The organism is Nocardioides potassii (genome assembly GCF_021648885.1).
Lineage (GTDB): Bacteria > Actinomycetota > Actinomycetes > Propionibacteriales > Nocardioidaceae > Nocardioides > Nocardioides potassii.
Genome location: NZ_JAKJHZ010000001.1, coordinates 131334 through 152588 on the forward strand (window position 1 = coordinate 131334; position 21255 = coordinate 152588).

The 21255-nt window shown below is 71.9% G+C and carries 21 protein-coding genes; 14 read left to right on the forward strand and 7 right to left on the reverse strand.

Translation table 11 applies throughout. The features are described 5' to 3' along the window. Positions 1 to 141 precede the first annotated feature (141 nt). Complete coding sequence (locus L2K70_RS00615; RefSeq protein ID WP_236397464.1) at positions 142 to 942, forward strand: GNAT family N-acetyltransferase; 801 nt, start codon at positions 142 to 144, stop codon at positions 940 to 942. Between the two features lie 6 nt (positions 943 to 948). On the opposite strand, the gene L2K70_RS00620 is transcribed toward L2K70_RS00615, so the two are convergent. Further along, on the reverse strand, positions 949 to 1239 hold the full coding sequence (locus L2K70_RS00620) for a Dabb family protein (protein WP_236397466.1): 291 nt from the start codon (positions 1237 to 1239) through the stop codon (positions 949 to 951). A 206-nt stretch (positions 1240 to 1445) separates the two neighbouring features. On the opposite strand from L2K70_RS00620, the gene dnaK reads away from it, so the two are divergent. The 6 genes from dnaK to L2K70_RS00650 all read left to right on the forward strand — a co-directional run bounded on the left by dnaK (position 1446) and on the right by L2K70_RS00650 (position 7499). Then, positions 1446 to 3329, forward strand: a complete 1884-nt coding sequence (gene dnaK, locus L2K70_RS00625) for a molecular chaperone DnaK (protein WP_236397469.1) — start codon at positions 1446 to 1448, stop codon at positions 3327 to 3329. Then, positions 3326 to 4003 (forward strand): nucleotide exchange factor GrpE, encoded by a 678-nt coding sequence (locus L2K70_RS00630; RefSeq protein ID WP_236397472.1) that lies wholly within the window; start codon positions 3326 to 3328, stop codon positions 4001 to 4003. The genes dnaK and L2K70_RS00630 overlap by 4 nt, the downstream gene beginning before the upstream one ends. 58 nt (positions 4004 to 4061) lie before the next feature. After that, positions 4062 to 5231 carry a molecular chaperone DnaJ gene (gene dnaJ / locus L2K70_RS00635; RefSeq protein ID WP_236397475.1) on the forward strand — a complete coding sequence of 390 codons (1170 nt, stop codon included), beginning with the start codon at positions 4062 to 4064 and terminating at the stop codon, positions 5229 to 5231. Then, entirely contained in the window at positions 5228 to 5662 is a 435-nt protein-coding gene (locus L2K70_RS00640; protein ID WP_236397479.1) for a heat shock protein transcriptional repressor HspR, read from the forward strand. Before dnaJ ends, L2K70_RS00640 begins: the two co-directional genes overlap by 4 nt. A gap of 234 nt (positions 5663 to 5896) precedes the next feature. Next, on the forward strand, positions 5897 to 7207 hold the full coding sequence (locus L2K70_RS00645) for a reverse transcriptase family protein (RefSeq protein ID WP_236397482.1): 1311 nt from the start codon (positions 5897 to 5899) through the stop codon (positions 7205 to 7207). A 49-nt stretch (positions 7208 to 7256) separates the two neighbouring features. Further along, positions 7257 to 7499: a hypothetical protein gene (locus L2K70_RS00650; protein ID WP_236397485.1), complete on the forward strand. Its 243-nt coding sequence runs from the start codon at positions 7257 to 7259 to the stop codon at positions 7497 to 7499. 12 nt (positions 7500 to 7511) lie between these two features. Here the strand turns inward: L2K70_RS00650 and L2K70_RS00655 are convergent, their stop codons facing one another. Both L2K70_RS00655 and L2K70_RS00660 read right to left on the reverse strand, forming a co-directional pair. Further along, positions 7512 to 8297 (reverse strand): lysophospholipid acyltransferase family protein, encoded by a 786-nt coding sequence (locus L2K70_RS00655; RefSeq protein ID WP_236397488.1) that lies wholly within the window; start codon positions 8295 to 8297, stop codon positions 7512 to 7514. A 49-nt stretch (positions 8298 to 8346) separates the two neighbouring features. Next, a complete protein-coding gene (locus tag L2K70_RS00660; protein ID WP_236397491.1) occupies positions 8347 to 9132 on the reverse strand; it encodes a pentapeptide repeat-containing protein in 786 nt (261 codons plus the stop codon). A 252-nt stretch (positions 9133 to 9384) separates the two neighbouring features. Here L2K70_RS00660 and L2K70_RS00665 point away from each other — a divergent pair, with 252 nt between their 5' ends. Together L2K70_RS00665 and clpB are read left to right on the forward strand one after the other, a co-directional pair. Continuing rightward, positions 9385 to 9897 (forward strand): YflT domain-containing protein, encoded by a 513-nt coding sequence (locus L2K70_RS00665; RefSeq protein ID WP_236397494.1) that lies wholly within the window; start codon positions 9385 to 9387, stop codon positions 9895 to 9897. Positions 9898 to 10034: 137 nt separating this feature from the next. Continuing rightward, the gene (gene clpB, locus L2K70_RS00670) at positions 10035 to 12617 is read left to right on the forward strand and encodes an ATP-dependent chaperone ClpB (protein ID WP_236397497.1); all 2583 of its coding nucleotides are present in this window, start codon (positions 10035 to 10037) and stop codon (positions 12615 to 12617) included. A 67-nt stretch (positions 12618 to 12684) separates the two neighbouring features. On the opposite strand, the gene L2K70_RS00675 is transcribed toward clpB, so the two are convergent. Continuing rightward, a complete protein-coding gene (locus L2K70_RS00675) occupies positions 12685 to 13176 on the reverse strand; it encodes a globin domain-containing protein (protein WP_236397500.1) in 492 nt (163 codons plus the stop codon). Between the two features lie 131 nt (positions 13177 to 13307). Between L2K70_RS00675 and L2K70_RS00680 the strand changes: the two genes are divergently transcribed. Then, positions 13308 to 14288 carry a peptidoglycan-binding domain-containing protein gene (locus L2K70_RS00680; RefSeq protein ID WP_236397503.1) on the forward strand — a complete coding sequence of 327 codons (981 nt, stop codon included), beginning with the start codon at positions 13308 to 13310 and terminating at the stop codon, positions 14286 to 14288. A 158-nt stretch (positions 14289 to 14446) separates the two neighbouring features. Then, positions 14447 to 15283 carry a CPBP family intramembrane glutamic endopeptidase gene (locus tag L2K70_RS00685; RefSeq protein ID WP_236397506.1) on the forward strand — a complete coding sequence of 279 codons (837 nt, stop codon included), beginning with the start codon at positions 14447 to 14449 and terminating at the stop codon, positions 15281 to 15283. A 54-nt stretch (positions 15284 to 15337) separates the two neighbouring features. Here L2K70_RS00685 and L2K70_RS00690 read toward each other — a convergent pair whose 3' ends face one another. Together L2K70_RS00690 and L2K70_RS00695 are read right to left on the reverse strand one after the other, a co-directional pair. Continuing rightward, positions 15338 to 15787 carry a DoxX family protein gene (locus tag L2K70_RS00690; RefSeq protein WP_236397510.1) on the reverse strand — a complete coding sequence of 150 codons (450 nt, stop codon included), beginning with the start codon at positions 15785 to 15787 and terminating at the stop codon, positions 15338 to 15340. Positions 15788 to 15792: 5 nt separating this feature from the next. Continuing rightward, positions 15793 to 17208 carry an FAD-binding oxidoreductase gene (locus tag L2K70_RS00695; RefSeq protein WP_236397511.1) on the reverse strand — a complete coding sequence of 472 codons (1416 nt, stop codon included), beginning with the start codon at positions 17206 to 17208 and terminating at the stop codon, positions 15793 to 15795. Positions 17209 to 17278: 70 nt separating this feature from the next. Here L2K70_RS00695 and L2K70_RS00700 point away from each other — a divergent pair, with 70 nt between their 5' ends. Then, on the forward strand, positions 17279 to 18217 hold the full coding sequence (locus L2K70_RS00700) for a 2-hydroxyacid dehydrogenase (RefSeq protein ID WP_236397514.1): 939 nt from the start codon (positions 17279 to 17281) through the stop codon (positions 18215 to 18217). Positions 18218 to 18303: 86 nt separating this feature from the next. Further along, entirely contained in the window at positions 18304 to 20127 is a 1824-nt protein-coding gene (locus tag L2K70_RS00705; RefSeq protein WP_236397517.1) for a sensor histidine kinase, read from the forward strand. Here the strand turns inward: L2K70_RS00705 and L2K70_RS00710 are convergent. Then, the gene (locus L2K70_RS00710; RefSeq protein WP_308195692.1) at positions 20122 to 20748 is read right to left on the reverse strand and encodes a GNAT family N-acetyltransferase; all 627 of its coding nucleotides are present in this window, start codon (positions 20746 to 20748) and stop codon (positions 20122 to 20124) included. The two genes, L2K70_RS00705 and L2K70_RS00710, sit on opposite strands and share 6 nt — an antisense overlap. Here L2K70_RS00710 and L2K70_RS00715 point away from each other — a divergent pair. Further along, entirely contained in the window at positions 20710 to 21210 is a 501-nt protein-coding gene (locus L2K70_RS00715) for a hemerythrin domain-containing protein (protein ID WP_236397523.1), read from the forward strand. The genes L2K70_RS00710 and L2K70_RS00715 overlap by 39 nt on opposite strands. Positions 21211 to 21255: the final 45 nt, after the last annotated feature.

A 21255-nucleotide genomic window follows, 5' to 3' on the forward strand; every position in this document is an offset into this window, starting at 1 on the left:
GGTGCAAGCGATGAACCACCGCAGTCCGTCGCGGGCCCCCGACGATGTGTACCGCGCACTCGTCGAGTTGGACAGGCCGGTCTAGTCGCGGGGATCCCGCTTCGCGTCGGTCCTTGACGCCGGACGCCTAGGGTGTGCGCCGTGACCCCCGACGAGCTCCGCGCCGCGTACGACGACCAGCTCCGCACCGACGCCGAGATGGCCCGCGCCCGGGGGGTGACCCGCATCGGGCCGCTGCTCTGCGCGGTCTTCGACCACGGTGGCTTCGTGTCCTACCGTGACCTCGGCGGAACCGGGGGCGAGGCGCTCGACGAGCTGGTCGAGCAGGTGGTCGCGCACTTCCGCGACGAGACCGACGTCGACTCCTTCGAGTGGAAGTCGCGCGGCCACGACCTGCCCGCCGACCTCGGCGAGCGACTGCTCGCCCACGGCTTCGAGGCCGAGCCGGTCGAGACCGTGATGATCGGCGAGGCGTCGCTGCTCGCCGTCGACGTGGCCCTCGACGAGACGCCGGAGGGCCCGGTCGTCGTACGACGCATCGAGCCCGGCCCCGGCGCGGAGGACGACCTCACGCGGATGCTGGAGGCCCAGGAGTCGGTCTTCGGCACCGGGCGCGGGCCGTCGGTGGCCTCGTCGATGGCCGAGCTCGAGTCGGGCGCCTCGGAGTTCTGGGTCGCCGAGGTCGGTGGCCGCGTCGTGTCCGGCGGCCGGCTCACCCCGGTCGAGGGCACCGACTTCGCGGGCATCTGGGGCGGCTCGACCCTGCCCGACTTCCGCGGCCGGGGCATCTACCGCGCCCTCGTCGCCGCCCGCGCCTCATCGGCGGTGGAGCGCGGCATCCGCTACATCCACTCCGACTGCACCGACATGTCGCGCCCGATCCTCGAGCGCTCCGGCCTGCAGGCCGTCACCACGACGACGCCGTACGTCTGGACCCGCTGACCTGGTTCAGAGCGGCGTGTAGTCGATCTCCAGGAAGTCGGCGACCTCCGGCAGCCAGCGTTCGGCCACGAAGGCGCGGTGGGCCGGGTGCGCGTCGTACCCGGCGTACGACGCCTCGTCGGCGAACTCCATCGAGAGGCCGAACGTGCAGTCGTTCTTCGCCCCGACCTGCCGCATCACCTCGAACGCCTCCACGCCGGGGATCGCTGCGAGCCCACGCGCGGCGGCGAGGAAGTCCTGCTCCTCGGGCGAGCTGCTGGCGTGCTGGAGGCGGAAGGCGACGGTGTGCCGGATCATGCGCCAAGGCTAGGACGGTCGAGATCGTCGGAAATTGGTGTCCGGATCCGGGAACACCTGGCGCCGCCATGCGTTGAATCCCATGAGCAGACTTGAGTCAGACCGGCTCAACTGTTTTGCCTCCTCGCCGGCATCGCGGCAGGATGGCTCCCAGGCACCACACCAGTCGCACCACCCAGACGCATCTCATGCAGGAGGCAACAACCATGGCTCGAGCAGTCGGCATCGACCTCGGTACGACGAACTCCGTCGTCGCGGTCCTCGAAGGTGGCGAACCCACCGTCATCGCCAACGCCGAGGGCGCCCGGACCACCCCGTCCGTCGTCGCCTTCACCAAGTCCGGCGAGGTCCTCGTCGGCGAGGTCGCCAAGCGGCAGGCGGTGACCAACGTCGACCGCACCATCCGGTCCGTCAAGCGCCACATGGGCGAGGACTGGAAGGTCGACATCGACGACAAGCACTTCACCCCGCAGCAGATCAGCGCGTTCGTGCTGCAGAAGCTCAAGCGTGACGCGGAGGCCTACCTCGGTGAGACGGTGACCGACGCGGTCATCACCGTCCCGGCGTACTTCTCCGACGCCCAGCGCCAGGCCACCAAGGAGGCCGGCGAGATCGCGGGCCTCAACGTGAGCCGCATCGTCAACGAGCCCACGGCCGCGGCCCTGGCCTACGGCCTCGACAAGGGCGAGGACCAGACGATCCTGGTCTTCGACCTCGGTGGCGGCACGTTCGACGTGTCCCTGCTCGAGATCGGCGAGGGCGTCGTCGAGGTCAAGGCGACCTCCGGCGACAACCACCTCGGTGGTGACGACTGGGACAACCGCGTCGTCGAGTGGATGGTCAAGAAGTTCAAGGACAACAACGGTGTCGACCTCGGCGCCGACAAGATCGCCAAGCAGCGGCTCCAGGAGGCTGCGGAGAAGGCGAAGATCGAGCTTTCCTCGAGCTCTGAGACCACGATCCACCTGCCCTACATCACCCACGGCGAGGGCGGCCCGCTCCACTTCGAGGAGAAGCTCACCCGCAGCGAGTTCCAGAAGCTGACGGCCGACCTGCTCGACCGCACCAAGGCGCCGTTCCAGTCGGTGCTCAAGGACGGCGGCGTCGCGGTCTCCGCCATCGACCACGTGGTGCTCGTCGGCGGCTCGACCCGCATGCCGGCCGTGACCGAGCTCGTCAAGGAGCTGCTCGGCGGCAAGGAGCCCAACAAGGGCGTCAACCCGGACGAGGTCGTGGCCATCGGCGCCGCGCTGCAGGCCGGTGTCCTCAAGGGCGAGGTCAAGGACGTGCTGCTCCTCGACGTCACCCCGCTGTCCCTCGGCATCGAGACCAAGGGCGGCGTGATGACCACGCTGATCGAGCGCAACACCACGATCCCGACCAAGCGCTCGGAGATCTTCACGACCGCCGACGACAACCAGCCGTCGGTCGAGATCAAGGTGGCCCAGGGTGAGCGCCAGATGTGGTCGCAGAACCAGCCGCTCGGCAACTTCGAGCTGACGGGCCTGCCGCCGGCTCCCCGCGGCGTGCCGAAGATCGAGGTCACCTTCGACATCGACGCCAACGGCATCGTCAACGTCTCCGCCAAGGACCAGGCGTCCGGCCGCGAGCAGAAGATGACGATCTCAGGCGGCTCGGCCCTGTCGAAGGACGAGATCGACCGCATGGTCAAGGAGGCGGAGCAGTACGCCGAGGAGGACGCCAAGCGTCGCGAGGCCGTCGAGGCCCGCAACCAGGGCGACCAGCTGGTCTACACGACCGAGAAGTTCCTCGCCGACAACGGTGACAAGCTCCCCGACGACGTGAAGACCGAGGTCCAGGCGGACGTCGACTCCCTCAAGGAGGTCCTCGCCAAGGAGGACGCCTCGTCCGAGGAGATCACCGCAGCCGTCACCAAGCTCGGCGAGTCCAGCCAGAAGATGGGTGCCGCGATGTACGCCGCCGCCGAGGCCGAGCAGTCGGCCGCGGGCGGTGCCACCGGGGCGACCGGTGAGTCCGACGACGACGTCGTCGACGCCGAGATCGTCGACGAGACGGTCGAGGGCGACGCCACCGACGGCGCGACCGGCACCGAGGGTGAGTCCAAGTGACCGATCGCCCCGACGTGCCCACCACGGGCCCTGAGGCGACCGACCTGCCGGAGGGGGAGCCGACCGCGGCTCCCTCTCCGGAGGGCGCACCCACGCAGGGTGCCGAGGGGTTCGGCGACGCGGCCGGCGAGATGACCGACGCCACCGAGGTCGAGGCCCAGGTCGAGGGCGACGTCGTCGCCGGCAGTCAGGCTGGCGATGCCCCGGGCACCGCCGAGGAGCAGGGCGCCGGGCAGGACGAGGTCTTCGCCCTGCGCGGCCAGGTCGCCGGCCTCACCGAGGACCTCCAGCGGCTGCAGGCCGAGTACGCCAACTACCGCAAGCGCGTCGACCGCGACCGCCAGCTGACCGCCGACACGGCCGCCTTCAAGGCGCTCACCCCGGTGATCGAGGTGCTCGACACGATCGACCGCGCCAGGGAGCACGCCGAGCTCGAGGGCGGCTTCAAGGCCGTCGCCGACCAGCTCGAGCGGGTCGTCGCGGCGTCCGGACTGGTCCGCTTCGGCGAGCCCGGCGACGCCTTCGACCCCACGCGGCACGAGGCGCTGAGCCACCTCGGCACCGACGCGGACGTCGAGGTGACGACCGTCAAGCACGTCGCCAAGGGCGGCTACCTGATGGGCGACCGCGTCGTGCGTGCCGCCCAGGTCCTCGTCGTCGACCCCGTCGACTGACCGCTGGACCTCACCACCACCATCACGACCACGCCGACGACCGAGAGGGGGTTCTCCCGTGGCTGACACCAACGACGGTTTCCGCAACGACTGGGCGACGAAGGACTTCTACCAGGTCCTCGGGATCGCCTCGGACGCGAGCGCGGCCGACGTCAAGAAGGCCTACCGCAAGCTCGCCCGGGAGAACCACCCCGACTCCAACCCCGGTGACGCCGCCAAGCACGAGAAGTTCAAGGCGGTCGCCGAGGCCTACGACGTCGTCGGTGACGAGGCGAAGCGCAAGAAGTACGACGAGTTCCGCTCGCTGCAGTCGCGCGGGGGCTTCGGCCCGGGCATGGGCGGCGGCGGTGGCTACGCGGGCGGCGGCGGGTTCAACCTCGACGACCTGCTCCGCGAGCGGGGCGGCGGCGGTCTCGGCGACATGTTCGGCGACCTCTTCGGCGGCGGGCAGCGCACGCGTTCGTCGCAGCCCCGCCCGCGGCGCGGGTCCGACGTGGAGAGCAGCGCGACGATCGGCTTCACCGACGCGCTCGACGGAGTCACCGTCTCGCTCCGGCTGACGTCCGACTCGGCATGCCCCACCTGCCAGGGGACGGGCGGCAAGCCCGGCACCCGGCCGCACGTCTGTCCCGAGTGCGAGGGAGCCGGTTTCGTCGTGTCCGGCACCGGCGGCGCGTTCTCCATCAACGAGACCTGCCCGCGGTGCGGTGGTCGCCAGCTCGTGTACGACGAGGCGTGCCCCACCTGCCACGGCAGCGGCCGCGGTACGTCCGCGCGCACCATCCAGGCGCGGATCCCCGCCGGCGTGAAGGACGGCGCGAGGATCCGGCTCAAGGGCAAGGGTGCGCCGGGTGAGAACGGCGGCCCCGCCGGCGACCTCTTCGTCACCGTGAAGGTCTCGCCGCACCGCGTCTTCGGCCGAACCGGTGACAACCTCACCCTCGACGTCCCGGTGTCCTTCGACGAGGCGGCGCTGGGCGCCGAGGTGAAGATCCCGACGCTCGGCGGTGCCCCGGTGACGCTCAAGGTGCCGCCGGGCACGCCCAACGGACGGACGTTCCGGGTGCGGGGCAAGGGCGCGACCAAGAAGGACGGCTCCAAGGGAGACCTGCTGGCCACCGTGCAGGTGCAGGTCCCCGCGACGCTCGACCAGACGGCGCGCGAGGCCCTCGAGGCCTACCGTGCGGCCACTGGCGGCAAGCCGCTGCGCGAAGGACTCTTCGCGTGAGCTCGCCGTTCGTCCCGCCGCCCGACGCCGCGGTCTACGTCATCAGCGTGGCGGCGGAGCTCACCGGCCTGCACCCGCAGACCCTGCGCGCCTACGAGCGGATGGGTCTCATCCAGCCCGGCCGCACCGGTGGCGGCGGGCGACGTTACTCCCACCGCGACATCGAGCGGCTGCGCCAGATCGCCGACCTGACCGGCGCCGGCATCGGGATCGAGGGTGTGCGCCGGATCATGGCGCTGGAGCTCCAGGTCGACGCGCTGCGCGCCCGCAACGAGGAGCTGCAGGCCGAGCTGGAGGCCCTCCGCCACGGTCTCGCCACCCGCGCCGCCGCGGCCCAATCGGCCCAGTCGGCGGCGCCCGCGACCAACAAGCTGCCGGTCCTGCACCAGGCGGTCGGTCAGTCCGTCGTCGTCTGGCGCCGCGGCACCTGATCTCGCCTCCCCGTCGGTGATCCCGGCTAGGGTCCCCGTCGTGCGGCAGCGCCATCTCGAGACGGCGGACCGGTGCGCGTCACCGGCCCACCTCTCCGGGGATACCCCGGGGGCCACCGGAACGTTCGGGCACGGCACCGCGCGCGAAGCGCTGCGCTCCGCTGCAGGAGATCGCGCGCACGACGGGACAGGTCGAGCAGCGCTGCCGCACTCCTCCACGGTCCGGGCCGACGGGTGAGGCCCGACCTGGCGCGAGCCCTCTCCTCGGCGTTCCTCGCCGGCGAGTGGACCCGCGCGGGCATGGTGGAGAGCGGCGCCGTCGTGGTGGGCCGGCGCGCCCGCTGGCTGGGTCCGCTCGCGCGCCAGGTGCTCGAGCTCTATCCCCGCGCGCCGCTCGACCGGCCGCGCGAGCTCGCCACCAACCTCGCGAGGTGCCCGGCGGCGACCAGGGCGCTCGCCTCCGGACCGATGGTCCATCCCGTGGCGGTGACCCGGATGATGACCAACCGGTGGCGGCTGCCGGTCCTCCACGACCTCGACGACCTGGCCACGCTCCTCGACCTCGACCAGGCGGCGCTCGCGTGGTTCGCCGACCCCAGGCACCTCGCGCGCGGCGCCACCGAGGCGCCGCTGCAGCACTACCGGGTCAGCCACCGGCCCGCGCCCAGCGGCGCGATCCGGGTCCTCGAGGCCCCGAAGCCGAGGCTCAAGCGGATCCAGCGTCGCCTGCTCGACGAGCTCGCCGGACGGATACCACCCCACGAGGCCGCTCGAGGCTTCCGGCCCGGTGGCTCGGTCGCCTCCTACGCCGCTCCCCACGCGGGCCGCCCCGTCGTGCTGAGGCTCGACCTCGAGGCCTTCTTCGCGAGCGTCACCGTGTCCCGGGTCTACGGCACCTGGCGATCGGCGGGCTACCCCGAGCCCGTGGCGCACGCGCTCGCGGGCCTGGTGACCACGGTCCTGCCGGCGTCGGCGTGGCGGGCCGTGCCGACGCCGTCCGCCGACCACCTGCTCGACGCGCACTGGCGACTCGGGCGCCGGCTGGCCCTGCCCCACCTGCCGCAGGGTGCGCCGACGTCACCGGCGGTGGCCAACCTCGCGGCGTTCGGCCTCGACGTACGCCTCACGGCGCTCGCCGCGTCCTGGGGCGGGCGCTACACGAGGTACGCCGACGACCTGGCGTTCTCGGGAGACCGGGGGTGGGGCCGCGGCACGTCGCGGCTGATCGATGCCATCGAGACCGTCGTCCGCGACGAGGGGTTCCGCCTCAACGCCCGCAAGACCGGCGTGATGCCGCGCGCCGGGCGCCAGCGCCTCGCCGGGCTCGTCGTCAACGACCGTCCGCGCGTCGCAAGGTCCGAGGTCGACCTGCTCCGCGCGATCCTGCACAACTGCCGGCGCCACGGCCCGAGCAGCCAGAACCGTGACGACCTACAGGCCTGGGAGGCCCACCTGCGCGGCCGGATCGCCTGGGTCGCGCAGCACGACCCGGCCCGGGGTGCGCGGCTGCAGGAGGTCCACGACGCCATCGACTGGAGTCGGTGACTGTCCGTGCCGCCGCATAGGGTCAGGGGGTGATCAGGCCGGTGAGCGAATGAGCAAGATGGACAACCTGCGCGCGATGCGCGAGGCGAAGTACGCCGAGTCGCAGAAGCGGGCGGCCGCCGCTCCGGCCAGGGCGAAGGCGCCCGTCGCGCCGCCGGCCCCGAAGAAGTCGGCCCCTGCAGCCACCTCCGCGGTGGCGACCGACGAGGACCTGTGCGGTCACCGCAACATGGGCGGTCGCACCTGCACGCGCGAGAAGGGCCACGCGGCCAAGAGCCACCGCTACTCCTGAGCCGCTGCCCGGTCAGGCGCCGAGCGCGTCCTCGGGCACGCCGGCCGGGTGGGGCGCCGGCTCCCGGCGCAGCTCGGCCACCTGCGTCACCAGCGCGGCCATCACCTCGTCGGCCACCCGGCGCACGGTCGCGTCGTCGACGTCCACGCCGTCACGGGCACCGGCGAGACGTCGTACGTCGATGGGCTCGCCGACCGCGACCGAGACGCGGGGGCGCAGGACGGTGTTGCGGAGCAGGCGGGGGAGGATCCCGGACGTCCCGACCACCTGCTGCGCGCCCACGAGTGCCACCGGCACGACCGGCGCGCCGGTGCGGAGCGCGAGGCGGACCGCGCCGGTCTTCGAGCGTTCGGGCCAGTGCTGCCGGTCGCGGGTGATCCGGCCCTCGGGGAACAGCCCGACCGCCTCTCCCGCCGCGAGCGCGGCCGCAGCGGCGTCGAGCGACCCGGCGGCCGATGCCGTGCCGCGGAGGACGGGGATGAAACCCAGCCGGCGGGCGAGCGGACCCACGAGAGCGGAGCGGAAGACGCCGCCGGTCGCCATCAGGCGCAGCGACCGGCCGAGCCTCCGCCCCACGAGGGCGAGCAGGATGCCGTCGGCGACGCTCGTGTGGTTGGCCACGACGATGACCGGCCCGTCCGGCAGCTCGCCGTCCGGGACCGCGCGTCGGGTGAGCTCGAGTCGGCTGACGGCCGACGCGACGACCCCGAGCAGGCTCGCGGCGACGGCGTACAGGAGGGCGGCGCGGAGCCCGGGGCGCTGCCAGGTGGGTTCGAGGCGCGACGAGACGGGTGACATGTGCCCGAGTGTGGGTCACCGCGCGGGTGTCGCGCGTGAGTATCCGGGTTCAGGTCCAGTGGCCCGGCCGGGCCAGCCCGTCCGGCAGCTGCGTCGTCGCGTCGCCGGCCGCGGCATTGACCTGGGGCTGCGCGAGGAAGAGCGTCGTCGAGAGGGCGGCTCCGGTGAGGTCCGCGCCGCGGAGGTCGGCGCCGAGCAGGTCGGCGTCAGTGAGGTCGGCGCCGCGGAGGTCCGCGCCGATGAGGAGCGCGCCCCGCAGGGTGCAGCCGCGCAGGTCGCCGGCCACCCGCTGCCCGGCCAGGTCCCGGCGCGACAGGTCGCGCGCCTCGGGCCACCGGCGTCGTACGCGCGCGCTGGCCGCGCCGAGCAGGCCGCCGACCTGCTCGTGGAGCTCGTCGACATCAGTGGTCAGCAGGGTCTCGGGGTCGGCTCCGGTCAGCTGCTCGACCCGGGTGCGGACCGACGCCGCGTCCGGGTCCGGTGCACGCCGCTCGACCTCGTCGAGGTGCACGAGCATCTCGTGCAGCTGGCGCATCACCGACAGCACGGCGCCCATCTCCGCGAGGTTGTCGTTCTCGCGCCAGGACACCCGGGCGTACGTCACCTGGGACACCTGCTGGCCCGCACCGAAGCACTCGAAGACCGTGCACCCGGGCCAGCCGTCCTCGCGCAGCGTGGCATGGATGCGGCAGCGGTCGTCGTCGAGCAGGTTGAGGCAGGGCGGGCCTCCGGGCTTGTCGACGCCGAACCCCGATGCGGCCGAGAAGGGCAGCAGCACGCAGCACAGGCCGAAGCAGCGTGCGCAGTCAGACCTCAGCTCCGGCGGGGGTGCCACCGGGGGATCGTGTCATGCCGCGACGGGCTCAGTACCAGTTGTTCTGGATCGCAGTCGCGTTGACGAACGTCAGCGCGACGAAGAGCGTCGCGATGATGCGGTTGTCGTTGAGGTACTTCGGCATCGTGAACAGGCCCATATCCCAAGACTGCCCCGCCGTCTCAGGAATCAAACAATTGAAAAGTAAAGTCTCGGGCCAGCAGGCAAATACTTCACCCCGGGGCGCCACCGGCCCCTCCGTAGGGTGGAGGCATGTCCACCTCAGGCCTGGTCCCGGGCTCGCAGCCCGGCTCACCGCTCAAGCTGCAGTTCCCCCAGTCGCTGGCCGTCTACGACGACTACGCCTCGGCCCAGAAGAGCGTCGACTTCCTCTCCGACGCCAAGTTCCCGGTCGACCAGCTGATGATCGTCGGCACGGACCTCAAGCGCATCGAGCGGGTCACCGGCCGGCTCACGTGGTCGAAGGTCGCCGTCGGCGGCATCCTTTCGGGGCTCTGGCTCGGCCTCTTCATCGGGCTGATCTTCGCGCTGTTCACCGAGGAGAACCTGTGGCAGGTGCTGCTGAGCACCGCCTTCATGGGCGCGACGTTCGGCCTGGTGTGGGCGCTGATCGGCTATGCCGCCACCCGCGGCCAGCGCGACTTCTCCTCCGTCACCCAGGTGGTGGCCACCCGCTACGAGGTGCTGGTGGAGAACAAGCACGCAGCCCGGGCGCGCGAGCTCCTCGCCGGGCTGCCCGGCGCGCTGCCCAACCCGTTCGCCTGACCGCTGACCTCGGCAAACTTCTGAGAGTTGAGGGGAATCGACTCAACTTCTGGCGCGTTGCAACCGGTGGGACCACAGTGGTCCCGTGACGGTCGCCCACGCGACCTCCTCGACCAGCCACACCCGGAGGAGATGAGTTGAGTCAGTTCGGTGCCGAGAAGTTCACCACGCGCAGCCGCGAGGTGATCGAGGCAGCACAGCTCGCTGCCACCACCGGTGGCAACACCCACACCGAGGCCGTCCACCTGCTCGTCGCCCTCCTCCAGCAGGAGGACGGCACCACCCGCAGCATGGTGATGAAGGCCGGGGTCGACCCCGGTGACCTGCTCGCCAAGGCCGTCGCCGCACAGCGTGCGCTGCCCAGCGCGACCGGGTCGACCGTGCAGCAGCCCAGCGCGTCGGCCGCCCTCACCCGCGTGCTGGCCTCGGCGCTCGACCTCGCCGGGTCGATGAAGGACGACTACGTCGCCACCGACCACCTGCTCGTCGCGCTCGCCACCGTCGAGTCGCCGGCGCAGAAGGTGCTCACCGACGCCGGGCTCACCGCGGCCGGGCTGCGGGAGGCCATCACGGCCGTCCGCGGCAACCGCCGGGTGACCAGCGAGGCCGCCGAGGCGTCGTACGAGTCCCTGGAGAAGTTCTCCGTCGACCTGACCAAGGCCGCCGAGGACGGGCGCCTCGACCCGGTCATCGGGCGCGACGCCGAGATCCGCCGCGTCGTGCAGGTCCTCTCGCGCCGCACCAAGAACAACCCGGTCCTGATCGGCGAGCCCGGCGTCGGCAAGACCGCCGTCGTCGAGGGGCTCGCCCAGCGCGTGGTCGCCGGTGACGTCCCCGACTCGCTCAAGGGCCGCCGGGTGCTGTCGCTCGACCTGGCCGCGATGGTGGCCGGTGCGAAGTACCGCGGCGAGTTCGAGGAGCGGCTCAAGGCCGTCCTGGAGGAGATCAAGGACGCCGGCGGGCAGGTCATCACCTTCATCGACGAGCTGCACACGGTCGTCGGCGCCGGTGCGGGCGGCGACTCCGCGATGGACGCCGGCAACATGCTCAAGCCGATGCTGGCGCGCGGCGAGCTGCACATGATCGGCGCAACCACGCTCGACGAGTACCGCGAGCGGATCGAGAAGGACCCCGCCCTCGAGCGGCGCTTCCAGCAGGTCTTCGTCGGCGAGCCGTCGGTCGAGGACACGATCCAGATCCTGCGCGGCATCCAGGAGAAGTACGAGGCGCACCACGGCGTCCGCATCACCGACGCCGCGCTCGTCGCCGCCGCCACGCTGTCCGACCGCTACATCACCGGGCGCCAGCTGCCCGACAAGGCGATCGACCTCATCGACGAGGCCGCGTCGCGGCTGAGGATGGAGCACGAGTCCTCGCCGGAGGAGATCGACGTCCTGCGTCGCCAGGTCGACCGGCTCAAGATGGAGCAGTTCGCCCTCGAGAAGGAGACCGACGCCGCGTCGGTCGAGCGGCTCGAGGCGCTGCGCAAGGACCTCGCCGACCACGAGGAGGAGCTGCGCGGGCTCGAGGCCCGCTGGGAGCGCGAGAAGGACCAGCTCCAGGGCGAGGGCGAGCTGCGTCGTCAGCTCGACCAGCTGAAGATCGAGGCCGAGAAGCGACTGCGCGAGGGCGACCTCGCCGGCGCCTCGGAGATCCAGTACGGCCAGATCCCCGAGCTCGAGAAGCAGATCGCCGAGGTCGAGAAGGCCGAGGAGGTGGACCTCGAGCCGCTGGTCGGCGAGGAGGTCGGCGCCGAGCAGATCGCCGACGTCGTCGAGGCGTGGACCGGCATCCCTACCGGCAAGATGCTGCAGGGCGAGACGGCCAAGCTCCTCGAGATGGAGTCCGTCATCGGCGAGCGGCTCATCGGCCAGCGCGCTGCCGTGACCGCGGTGAGCGACGCCGTACGTCGTTCGCGGGCCGGCATCGCCGACCCCAACCGGCCCACCGGGTCCTTCCTCTTCCTGGGTCCGACCGGCACCGGCAAGACCGAGCTGGCCAAGTCGCTCGCCGACTTCCTCTTCGACGACGAGCGCGCGATCGTCCGCATCGACATGAGCGAGTACAGCGAGAAGCACTCCGTGTCGCGGCTCGTCGGTGCCCCTCCCGGCTACGTCGGCTACGACGAGGGCGGCCAGCTCACCGAGGCGGTGCGGCGCCGCCCCTACAGCGTCGTCCTGCTGGACGAGGTGGAGAAGGCGCACCCCGAGGTCTTCGACATCCTGCTCCAGGTGCTCGACGACGGCCGGCTCACCGACGGCCAGGGCCGCACGGTCGACTTCCGCAACACGCTGCTGATCCTCACCTCCAACCTCGGCTCGAACTTCCTGGTCGACCCGCTGATGGAGCCCGAGGTGAAGCGGGAGTCGGTGATGGGCGTCGTGCGGGCGCACTTCAAGCCGGAGTTCCTCAACCGGCTCGACGAGGTGGTGATGTTCGAGGCGCTGTCGAAGGACGACCTGGCCCACATCGTCGACCTGCAGCTCACGCTGCTCGAGCAGCGGCTGGCGGTCCGACGGATCACCATCTCGGTGACCGACGCGGCGCGGGCCTGGCTCGCGGAGACCGGCTACGACCCGGCGTACGGCGCCCGCCCGCTGCGCCGGCTGATCCAGTCGGCCATCGGCGACCCGCTGGCCCGAAAGCTGATCGCGGGTGAGGTGACCGACGGCGGCTCGGTGACCGTCGACGTCGGCGAGGACGGCCTCGTCCTCCGCTGACCCCCGACCCCTGTAACGCCGGGTTAGCTCGTGTACCGACTGGCATGCATGCCAGTCGGTACAGTTCCTAACCCGGCGTTACAGCGCCTCGCGGACCATTGACGGCGGCCGGGCCGTCCCAGTCCCAGCGGGGCATCGGGAGGTCGTCGGGGACGTCGTCGGCCGACCGGCCCCAGGCCAGGAACGGCCCGAGGGCCGACCAGGTGACGTAGTCGGTGAGCGCCTGCCGCAGTCGGTCGTCGTCGGGCACGCCGGCCTCGTCGAAGCTGTCGACCACGCACTGCACGAAGCGCGGCGACGCCTCCTCCATGTACGCGCCCTCGCCGGCGTGGAGCCGCTGCACGTGCGACTCGCTGCCGCCCCGCGCCCCGGTGTACGTCGCCGGCCCGCCGAGAGCCTCGGCCCAGTAGGCGGCCAGCCGCTCGGTGTGGTCGGGCTGGTTGTCGGCGTGGGAGAAGGGGTGGTTGAGCAGCTCGTCGGCCAGGCAGCGCTGGTGGGTCGCCTCGGCCAGGCGCTCGAAGACCTCCATGCCGCCGGCCGCCTCGTAGATCGTGGTCACCGCCCGATCGTCGTACGACGAACGGCGACAGGGAAGGGGGCGACCTTGACGATCCCGACGGCCTCGTTGCAGGGTCGTGGCCACGCGCCCGGGTCTCTCGGAACCCCGGGCACTTCTCTCGGGAGCACCAGATGCATCGATCGACCATGTCCGCGCGCGCCCGCGCCGGGCGCCGTACCGTCGCTGCGACGCTCGTCGCCCTCCTCGTCGCGGTCCTCGCGATCACCGCCGCCGCGCCCGCCCAGGCGGCCAGCGCGTGGCCGATCACCAAGGCCGGGCAGCCGCGCAACAACAACGCCATGGCGCTGCAGTACCTGCTCACCGCCCGGGGCTACCCGACGACGGCCGACGGGATCTTCGGCAGCGGCACGACGGCCAACCTGCAGTCCTTCCAGGCGGCGCAGGGCATCTCACCGGTCGACGGGATCGCCGGCAGCGGCACCTGGCCGCGGCTCGTGGTCCAGGTGGCGCAGGGCTCGACGAACACCAACGCGGTGAAGGCGGCGCAGACCCAGCTCAACAAGTACGGCGCGAACCTCGTCGTCGACGGCGTCTTCGGCTCGGGCACCCGCGCGTCCGTCGTGCAGTTCCAGGCCAACCGCGGCCTGTCGCAGACCGGCACCGTCGACCTCGCGACCTGGCAGGAGCTGCTCGGCTGGAGCCAGACCTACGACCAGACGCTCTGCTACGTCACCGGCGGCTCGACTGCGTCGTCACTGATCCCCGCGCAGGTCGACAACGTGCAGCGGATCCTCGCCGCGACCCGCAACGCCGGCGGCAACCGCAACGCGCAGGTCATCGCGCTCATGACGGCCATGCAGGAGTCGCGATTCTGCAACATCCAGTTCGGCGACCGCGACTCGCTCGGCCTGTTCCAGCAGCGGCCGAGCCAGGGCTGGTGCTCCGGCGGCACAGCCTGCGTGAACCCGACCTACGCCACCCAGGGCTTCCTCGGCGTCTCGGCCTACACCTCCAACCCCGGCCTCTTCGACATCTCCGGCTGGGAGACGATGGGCAAGACGTACGCCGCCGACAAGGTGCAGCGCTCCTGCTGCCCGACGGCGTACGCCCAGTGGGAGTCGATGGCCACGACGCTGGCCGACACCTACTGATCGATCTCCCCGCTGGTCGAGGAGGTCGCGTAGCGACCGTCACAAGACCCGGCTCCACTGACTGGGTCTCGTGACAGGCGCCAGGGCGCCTTCCTCGACCAGCGGTTTCTCGCCCTGCCGTCAGGTTGTTCTCAGCAGGCTGCGCGATGCTGTCCGGTGTGAGTACGACGACCGCGACCCGGCGCGCGTGGTGGCAGCTGCCCGAGTCGCCGGTGCCCGGCGGCGTCCCGGAGCTCGCGAAGGCCCTGCTGTGGTTCGAGCTCGCGCTGGTCCTGCTCGTCTCCCTCGGCCGGTCGGCGGTCTACTCGGTCGTCAACCTCGTCGCCGCGCTCACCGCCCCCGGGCCGCTGTCGGCGCAGGGGGCGAACCTCAACAACTCGCTCGCTCCTCCCGACCGGCCCTGGCTGGACCTCACCTACCAGCTCCTGCGGATCGGCTTCGCGGTCGTGCCCGTCGCGCTGGCGGCGTACCTCCTCGTCCGCTCGGGCTCGCGGGTCAAGGACGTCTGGGCACGCGGGGGTGGCTGGGCGTCGGTGGGCGACCTCGGCCGCGGCGCGCTCCTCGCCGCGGGCGTCGGGTCCGTCGGCGTCGTGTTCTACCTCGCGACCTACGCGCTCGGCACCAACCTCACCGTCGTCGCCCAGTCGCTGCCGGGGGTCTGGTGGCAGGTGCCGGTGCTGGTGCTCGCCGCCGCGGAGAACGCCGTGCTCGAGGAGTTCGTCGTGCTCGGCTTCGTGCAGGTGCGGCTGCGCCAGATCGGGTTCGGCGACTCCGCCGCGATCGGCCTGGCCGCGCTGCTGCGCGGCAGCTACCACCTCTACCAGGGCCTCGGCGGCTTCGTCGGGAACCTCGTGATGGGCCTGCTCTTCGGCTACCTGTTCCGCCGCTGGGGCCGGGTGATGCCGTTCGTGGTCGCCCACACCCTGCTCGACGTCGGGGCCTTCGTCGGGTACGCCGCCCTGGCGGGCCGGGTCGACTGGCTGCCCACCCTGTAGCGGGACGTCATGCGGAGGGGGCAACCGCTCGTCCCGGACGGATGACGTCCCGGGCTACTCGTGGACGTCGACCTCCTCGGTCGCCAGCGCGTCGCGCCGCTGCTCCTCGCGCTTGCCGGCGCGGCGGCCGAGCAGTCCGCCGGCCCAGAGCGCCCACAGGACGAGCACCGGCTGGAAGAAGAGGCGGACGAACCGTGCCCGGTCGGTGTCGAGGCCGAAGGCGTCCGTGCCCTCGACGTACTGCGCGATGTTGCCCGGGAAGATCGCGACGAAGAAGGCCGCGAGCAGCGCGCCGATCGTGCGGCGGTGCTTCGGCAGGGCGACGAACGCGCCGCCCAGCGCGATCTCGACGACTCCTGAGCCGACGACCGTGAGGTCCTCGTCGATCGGGAACCAGTCGGGCACCTGCGCCTGGAACTCCTGGCGCTGCGTGGTCAGGTGCAGCACGCCCGCGCCCACCATCGCCGAGCCGAGCAGGACACGTCCGATCGTCTGGGCCTTCATGGGGCTCAGCCTAGGCGCGGCAGCAGCACGCCCGGGTTCATCAGGCCCCGGGGGTCGAGGGCGGCCTTCACGGCTCGCATCAGGTCCACCTCCACCGCGGACTTGTACGACGCCCCCGCGGCGGCCTTCGTCCGACCGAGCCCGTGCTCGGCGCTGATGGAGCCGTGGCCGGCGGCGACGGAGTCGTAGATCGCCGTGGAGAGGTCGTGCGCCGCGGCGCGGAGGTCGTCGTCCCCGCCCACCGGAGCGCTCAGGTTGTAGTGCAGGTTGCCGTCGCCGACGTGGCCGTAGGTGACCGGCCGGACGCCGGGCAGGACCTCCTCGAGGATCGGCCCCATCGACGACGCCCACGACGCGAGCGACGCGATCGGCAGCGTGACGTCGTGCTTGAGCGTCGCGCCCTCGACCTTCTGCGCCTCGGAGATCCCCTCGCGCAGCGCCCAGAGCGACGACCGCTGGGCCGGGCTGCCCGCGACGGCCGCGTCGGTGGCGAGACCGTCGTCGACGGCGGAGGTGAGGATCGCCTCCAGGGCGTCGTCGAGGCCGTCGTCGGACGCGGCGCCGGCGAGCTCGACCAGGACGTACCAGTCGCTCGGCTCCGCGAGCGGGTCGCTCGCCCCGGGGAGGTGGGCGAGGACCAGGTCGAGCGCCTGGCGGTTGGCGATCTCGAAGGTCGCGAGGTGTGCCCCCGCGTGCTGCTGGGCGGTCCCGAGCAGCGACACCGCGGCCTCGACCGAGGGCACGGCGACCCAGGCCGTGGCGTGCCGCGGGGTGGCGGGGAACAGCCGCAGGACCGCGCCGGTGATGACGCCGAGCGTGCCCTCGGACCCGACGAAGAGGTCCTTGAGCGAGTAGCCCGTGTTGTCCTTGCGGAGCGCCCGCATCCCGTCCCAGACCCGGCCGTCGGGCAGCACGACCTCGAGTCCCAGCACCAGCTCGCGGGTCATCCCGTAGCGCAGGACCGCGGTGCCGCCGGCGTTCGTGGCGAGGTTGCCGCCGATCGTGCAGCTGCCCTCCGAGCCCAGCGACATCGGGAACAGCCGGTCGGCCTCCTCGGCCGCGACCTGGACGTCGGCGAGCACCACGCCCGCGTCCACGGTGATCGTCCCCGCGACCGGGTCGACGTCGCGGATCGTCCGCATCCGCCCGAGAGAGAGCACCACGGAGGAGCCCGACGAGTCGGGGACGCCGCCGCCGACCAGTCCGGTGTTGCCGCCCTGCGGCACGACCGGGACGCCCGCCGCATGGCACGCGGCGAGGACGGCGGCCACCTCGTCCGTCGAGCCCGGCCGCACCACGGCGCGAGCCCGCCCGGCGTGCACGCCGGTCCAGTCGACGACGTACGCCGCCATGTCCGCCTCGTCGGTGAGGATGTGGCCGTCGCCGACGGCCGTGCGCAGCTGGTCGAGCAGGTCGGTCAACGTCTCTCCTCCGGGGGGTGGAGGTGCCAGTCCATCACGGGGACGTGGTGGGGTCGGCGAGGATGTGGCGATGAGCACCGACGCCAACCCCCCGGCCCGTGTCGTCCAGCTCGGCGGCCTGATGCCCTTCCTCCGCGAGTGGCTCGTGGAGCGGTACGACGCCCCGCAGCTGGCGGACCTCGACGAGCCGGCCGAGATCGAGGTGGCGGTGGTCGGCGGTGGCGCGCCGGCGGGTGCGGCCGAGATGGACGCGCTGCCCGGGCTGAGGGCGATCGTGAACTTCGGGGTCGGCTACGACAACGTCGACGTCACCGAGGCCGCTCGTCGCGGCATCGTCGTCTCCAACACCCCCGACGTGCTGACCGACGCCGTGGCCGACGTGGCGATCTTCCTGGCCGTCGACCTGCTCCGCGGCCTCACGGCCGCCGACCGCTTCGTCCGCAGCGGCGCGTGGGGTCGGGGCGAACGGTTCCCGCTGACGCGCGACGTGCGCGGCGCCGTGGTCGGCGTGCTCGGACTCGGACGCATCGGCACGGCGACCGCCGAGCGGGCGGAGGCGTTCGGGGCCGAGGTCCACTACCACTCGCGCAGTCCGAAGGACGTCGCGTGGACCTACCACGACAGCCCCGCCGCCCTGGCCGCGGCGAGCGACGTGCTGGTCGTGCTCACACCCGGTGGCGAGGGGACCGAGCGCCTCGTCGACACGGCGGTCCTCGACGCCCTCGGGCCGGACGGCTACCTCGTCAACGTGGCCCGGGGCTCGGTGGTCGACGAGGAAGCACTGGTCGACGCGCTGGAGTCGGATCGCATCGCCGGCGCCGGCCTCGACGTCTTCTCCGACGAGCCCCACGTGCCGGAGGCCCTCCTCGGGCGTGACGACGTCGTGCTGCTGCCGCACGTCGGGAGCGCCACGACGCAGACCCGCGAGGCGATGGGCCGCGTCGTGCTGGACAACGTCGACGCGTTCCTCGAGCGCGGGGAGCTCGTGACCCCGGTAGCACCGTCCTGACGCCCGGTCCGGAACTCGCTCACGCGTTTCGTCGCGCCGGGGCCCCTGCATCTGTTTGAGTTGGGGAGTGCCCGAAGGGGGCGAGGATGGCGAGAACACTGGATGACGAGCCGCAGGGCGCGGTCTCGTTCGCCGATGAGCAGACACGGCAGCACCTCCAAGTGCTGGTCGAGAGCGTCGCGACCCTCGCCGGGTTCGAGCAGTCCGCGATCACGCTGCGCCGCAGCCACGACTTCCTGATCCTCGTCGCCGCGGGCGTGGCGGACGGCTTCGCCGGGACCCGCGTCCCGGTCGAGGCGATGGAGGAGGAGATGTCGCGCGCCGACGACTGGGGCGTGTGGCGCTTCGTCCCGCACGAGCGCGTCAGTGACGAGGTGCTGCCCTACAGCCACATCCCCGACGTCGTGCCGCTCGACGTCGAGGACGCGTGGCACCCGCTCGACATGCTCTTCGCGCCGCTCCACGACGACGACGGGGTGCTCCGCGGGATGCTGTCGGTCGACAGCCCGCGCAACGGTCGCAAGCCCGGCCCCGAGCAGATGAAGGTGCTCACCCAGTACGCCGGGGTGGCGCGCACCCTGGTGCTGCTCGCCCTGGAGCGCGAGAGCCTGGCCGAGCGCGTCCGGATCACCGACGAGGCCCGCGCGATCGTGCGCCAGGCGCTCGGCGAACCGTCGCTCGAGCTGGTGCTGGAGGCCTGCCGTTCCGCGGTCGTCGACTGCTTCCAGGCCGCGGGCATGTGGCTGACGGCCTTCCACGAGGACGGCGTGCACGCCACGACGTCGTACGCCGTCGGCAGCGACACGAGGCCTCCCTTCGAGGAGATCGACGACGTGGTGATCGGGCTCGCGCACCGCTACTGGGACGACCAGTACGTCGCCCACTTCTCGCCGGCGCACCCCAGCCAGCCCGGCCTCCCGGAGCCCGACGCGGAGCGACTGCTGGCGTTCCTGGAGCGCATCGGGATCGCGTCGGTCCTCTTCGTGCCGCTCGGTGCGGGACCCGAGTGCCTGGGGTTCCTGGTGCTGACCCGGGTCAGCGGCACCCCGGAGTGGACGGCCGTCGAGCGCGACGCTGCGCTCGAGATCGGCCGGGACCTGGGCCGTGCCGTCGCCAACACCCGCCAGCTCGCGCGTGAGCGCGCCGTCGCGGACCACCTGCGCCAGATCGACGGCTACCGGATCGAGATGGTCAACACCCTTGCGCACGAGCTGCGTACGCCGCTCTTCTCGATGACCGCCAACCTCGAGCTGCTCGACGTCGACAGCCTCGAGCCCGAGGACCAGCGCTCGGTCGCCGCCGCGAGCCGAGGGGCCGAGCGGATGCGGGTCGTCATCGAGGACCTCCTCACCATGGCCCGGATCGCGGATCCCCAGCGCGAGTTCGTGCCCGAGCAGGTCGATCTGCGCCAGGTGCTGCTCGACGTCACCGAGGAGTGCCACCACGCGGCCGCCGCCAAGTCGCAGGAGTGCCGCATCGACACTCCCGACGAGCCCGTCCACGTGGCCGGCAACCCCCAGGAGCTGCACCGGATGCTCGCCAACCTCGCGAGCAACGCGATCAAGTACTCGCCGCGGGGCGCCGGGATCGACGTCCGCCTCGCCCGCGTCGACGGGCTGGTGCGGGTGTCGATCACCGACCCGGGCATCGGCATCTCCGAGCGCGACCGCGACCACCTGTTCCGCGAGTTCTTCCGCTCCACGAACCCGCAGGCGCTCTCCGTCCCGGGGACCGGCATGGGACTGGCGATCGTCGATCGGATCGTGCGCCGCCACTCGGGTCACGTCGACGTCGTCTCCGAGCTCGGGGAGGGTACGACGGTCTCGGTCACGCTGCCCTCCCTCGACCCCTCCCTCGACCCCTCCCTCGAGACGGACGTCAGCGAAGTGTCAGGGTCGAAGCGGTCATAGCGCCAGCGTCATGAACGTGCTGTTCGGGTCGCTGACGTACGAACCGAACGGCTCGCACGGCGCGAACCCGGCCGACGCGTAGAGCCTGCGCGCCGGCACGAAGAAGTCCATGCTGCCGGTCTCGAGCGAGACCCGCCCCACCCCGCGCGACCGGGCGTCGTCGAGGACGTGCGCGAGCATCCGCCTCGCGATGCCGGTGCCCCGCAGCGCCGGGTCGGTGCGCATGCTCTTGAGCTCCTCGTGACTCCCGTCGAGCGGTGCCAGGGCCGCCGTGCCGACGAACCTCCCGTCTGCGTGCGCCACCCAGAGGCGTACGCCGTCACCCCGGAGCGCCGCGAGGTCGAGGGCGTGCCGGCTCTCGGGCGGCGCCGTCGGCTCCATGTCGTCGAGGTGCGCCTGCAGGAACTCCGCCAGCGCGGGGTCGGTGAAGTCGGCTCGGGAGATCGTCACGGCCACCGAGCCATCCTCGTCGACGGGTGGGACGGAGACGTCTCGTGTCCCACCTGTCTGGTCCACGTACTGATCGGGCGGCGTGTGGGTACACCTCCGGCGACACGTCCCCACCAGTCGGGAGGAACCCGCATGTCCACAGACGCCATCGTCCTGCTGAAGGACGACCACAAGCGGATCCGCAAGGTGTTCCGCGACTTCCAGGGAGCCGGCGAGGACGCCACCGAGCGCAAGGGCCGGCTCGTGGACACGATGATCGAGCTGCTGACCCAGCACACCTACATCGAGAACGAGGTCATGTACCCGCGGGTCCGCGAGCTGCTGCCCGACCTCGAGGACGACGTGCTCGAGTCCTACGAGGAGCACCACGTCGCCGACGTGCTGGTGATGGAGCTGTCGGGGATGAAGCCGACCGACGAGCGGTTCGACGCTAAGACCACCGTCCTCATCGAGAACGTGACCCACCACATCGAGGAGGAGGAGCAGGACTGGTTCCCGAAGGTGCGCGAGGGCCTCGGGCGCAAGCAGCTGCAGGAGATCGGCGCGGAGATGCTGGAGGCGAAGGAGAAGGCGCCGAAGCGCCCCTCGCAGCCGAGCGCACTCAAGAAGACGGTCGACGCCGTCCTCGACTGACCTCACAGGGTGTGCCGCACCTGGGGAGGGTGCGGGCGTAGACGC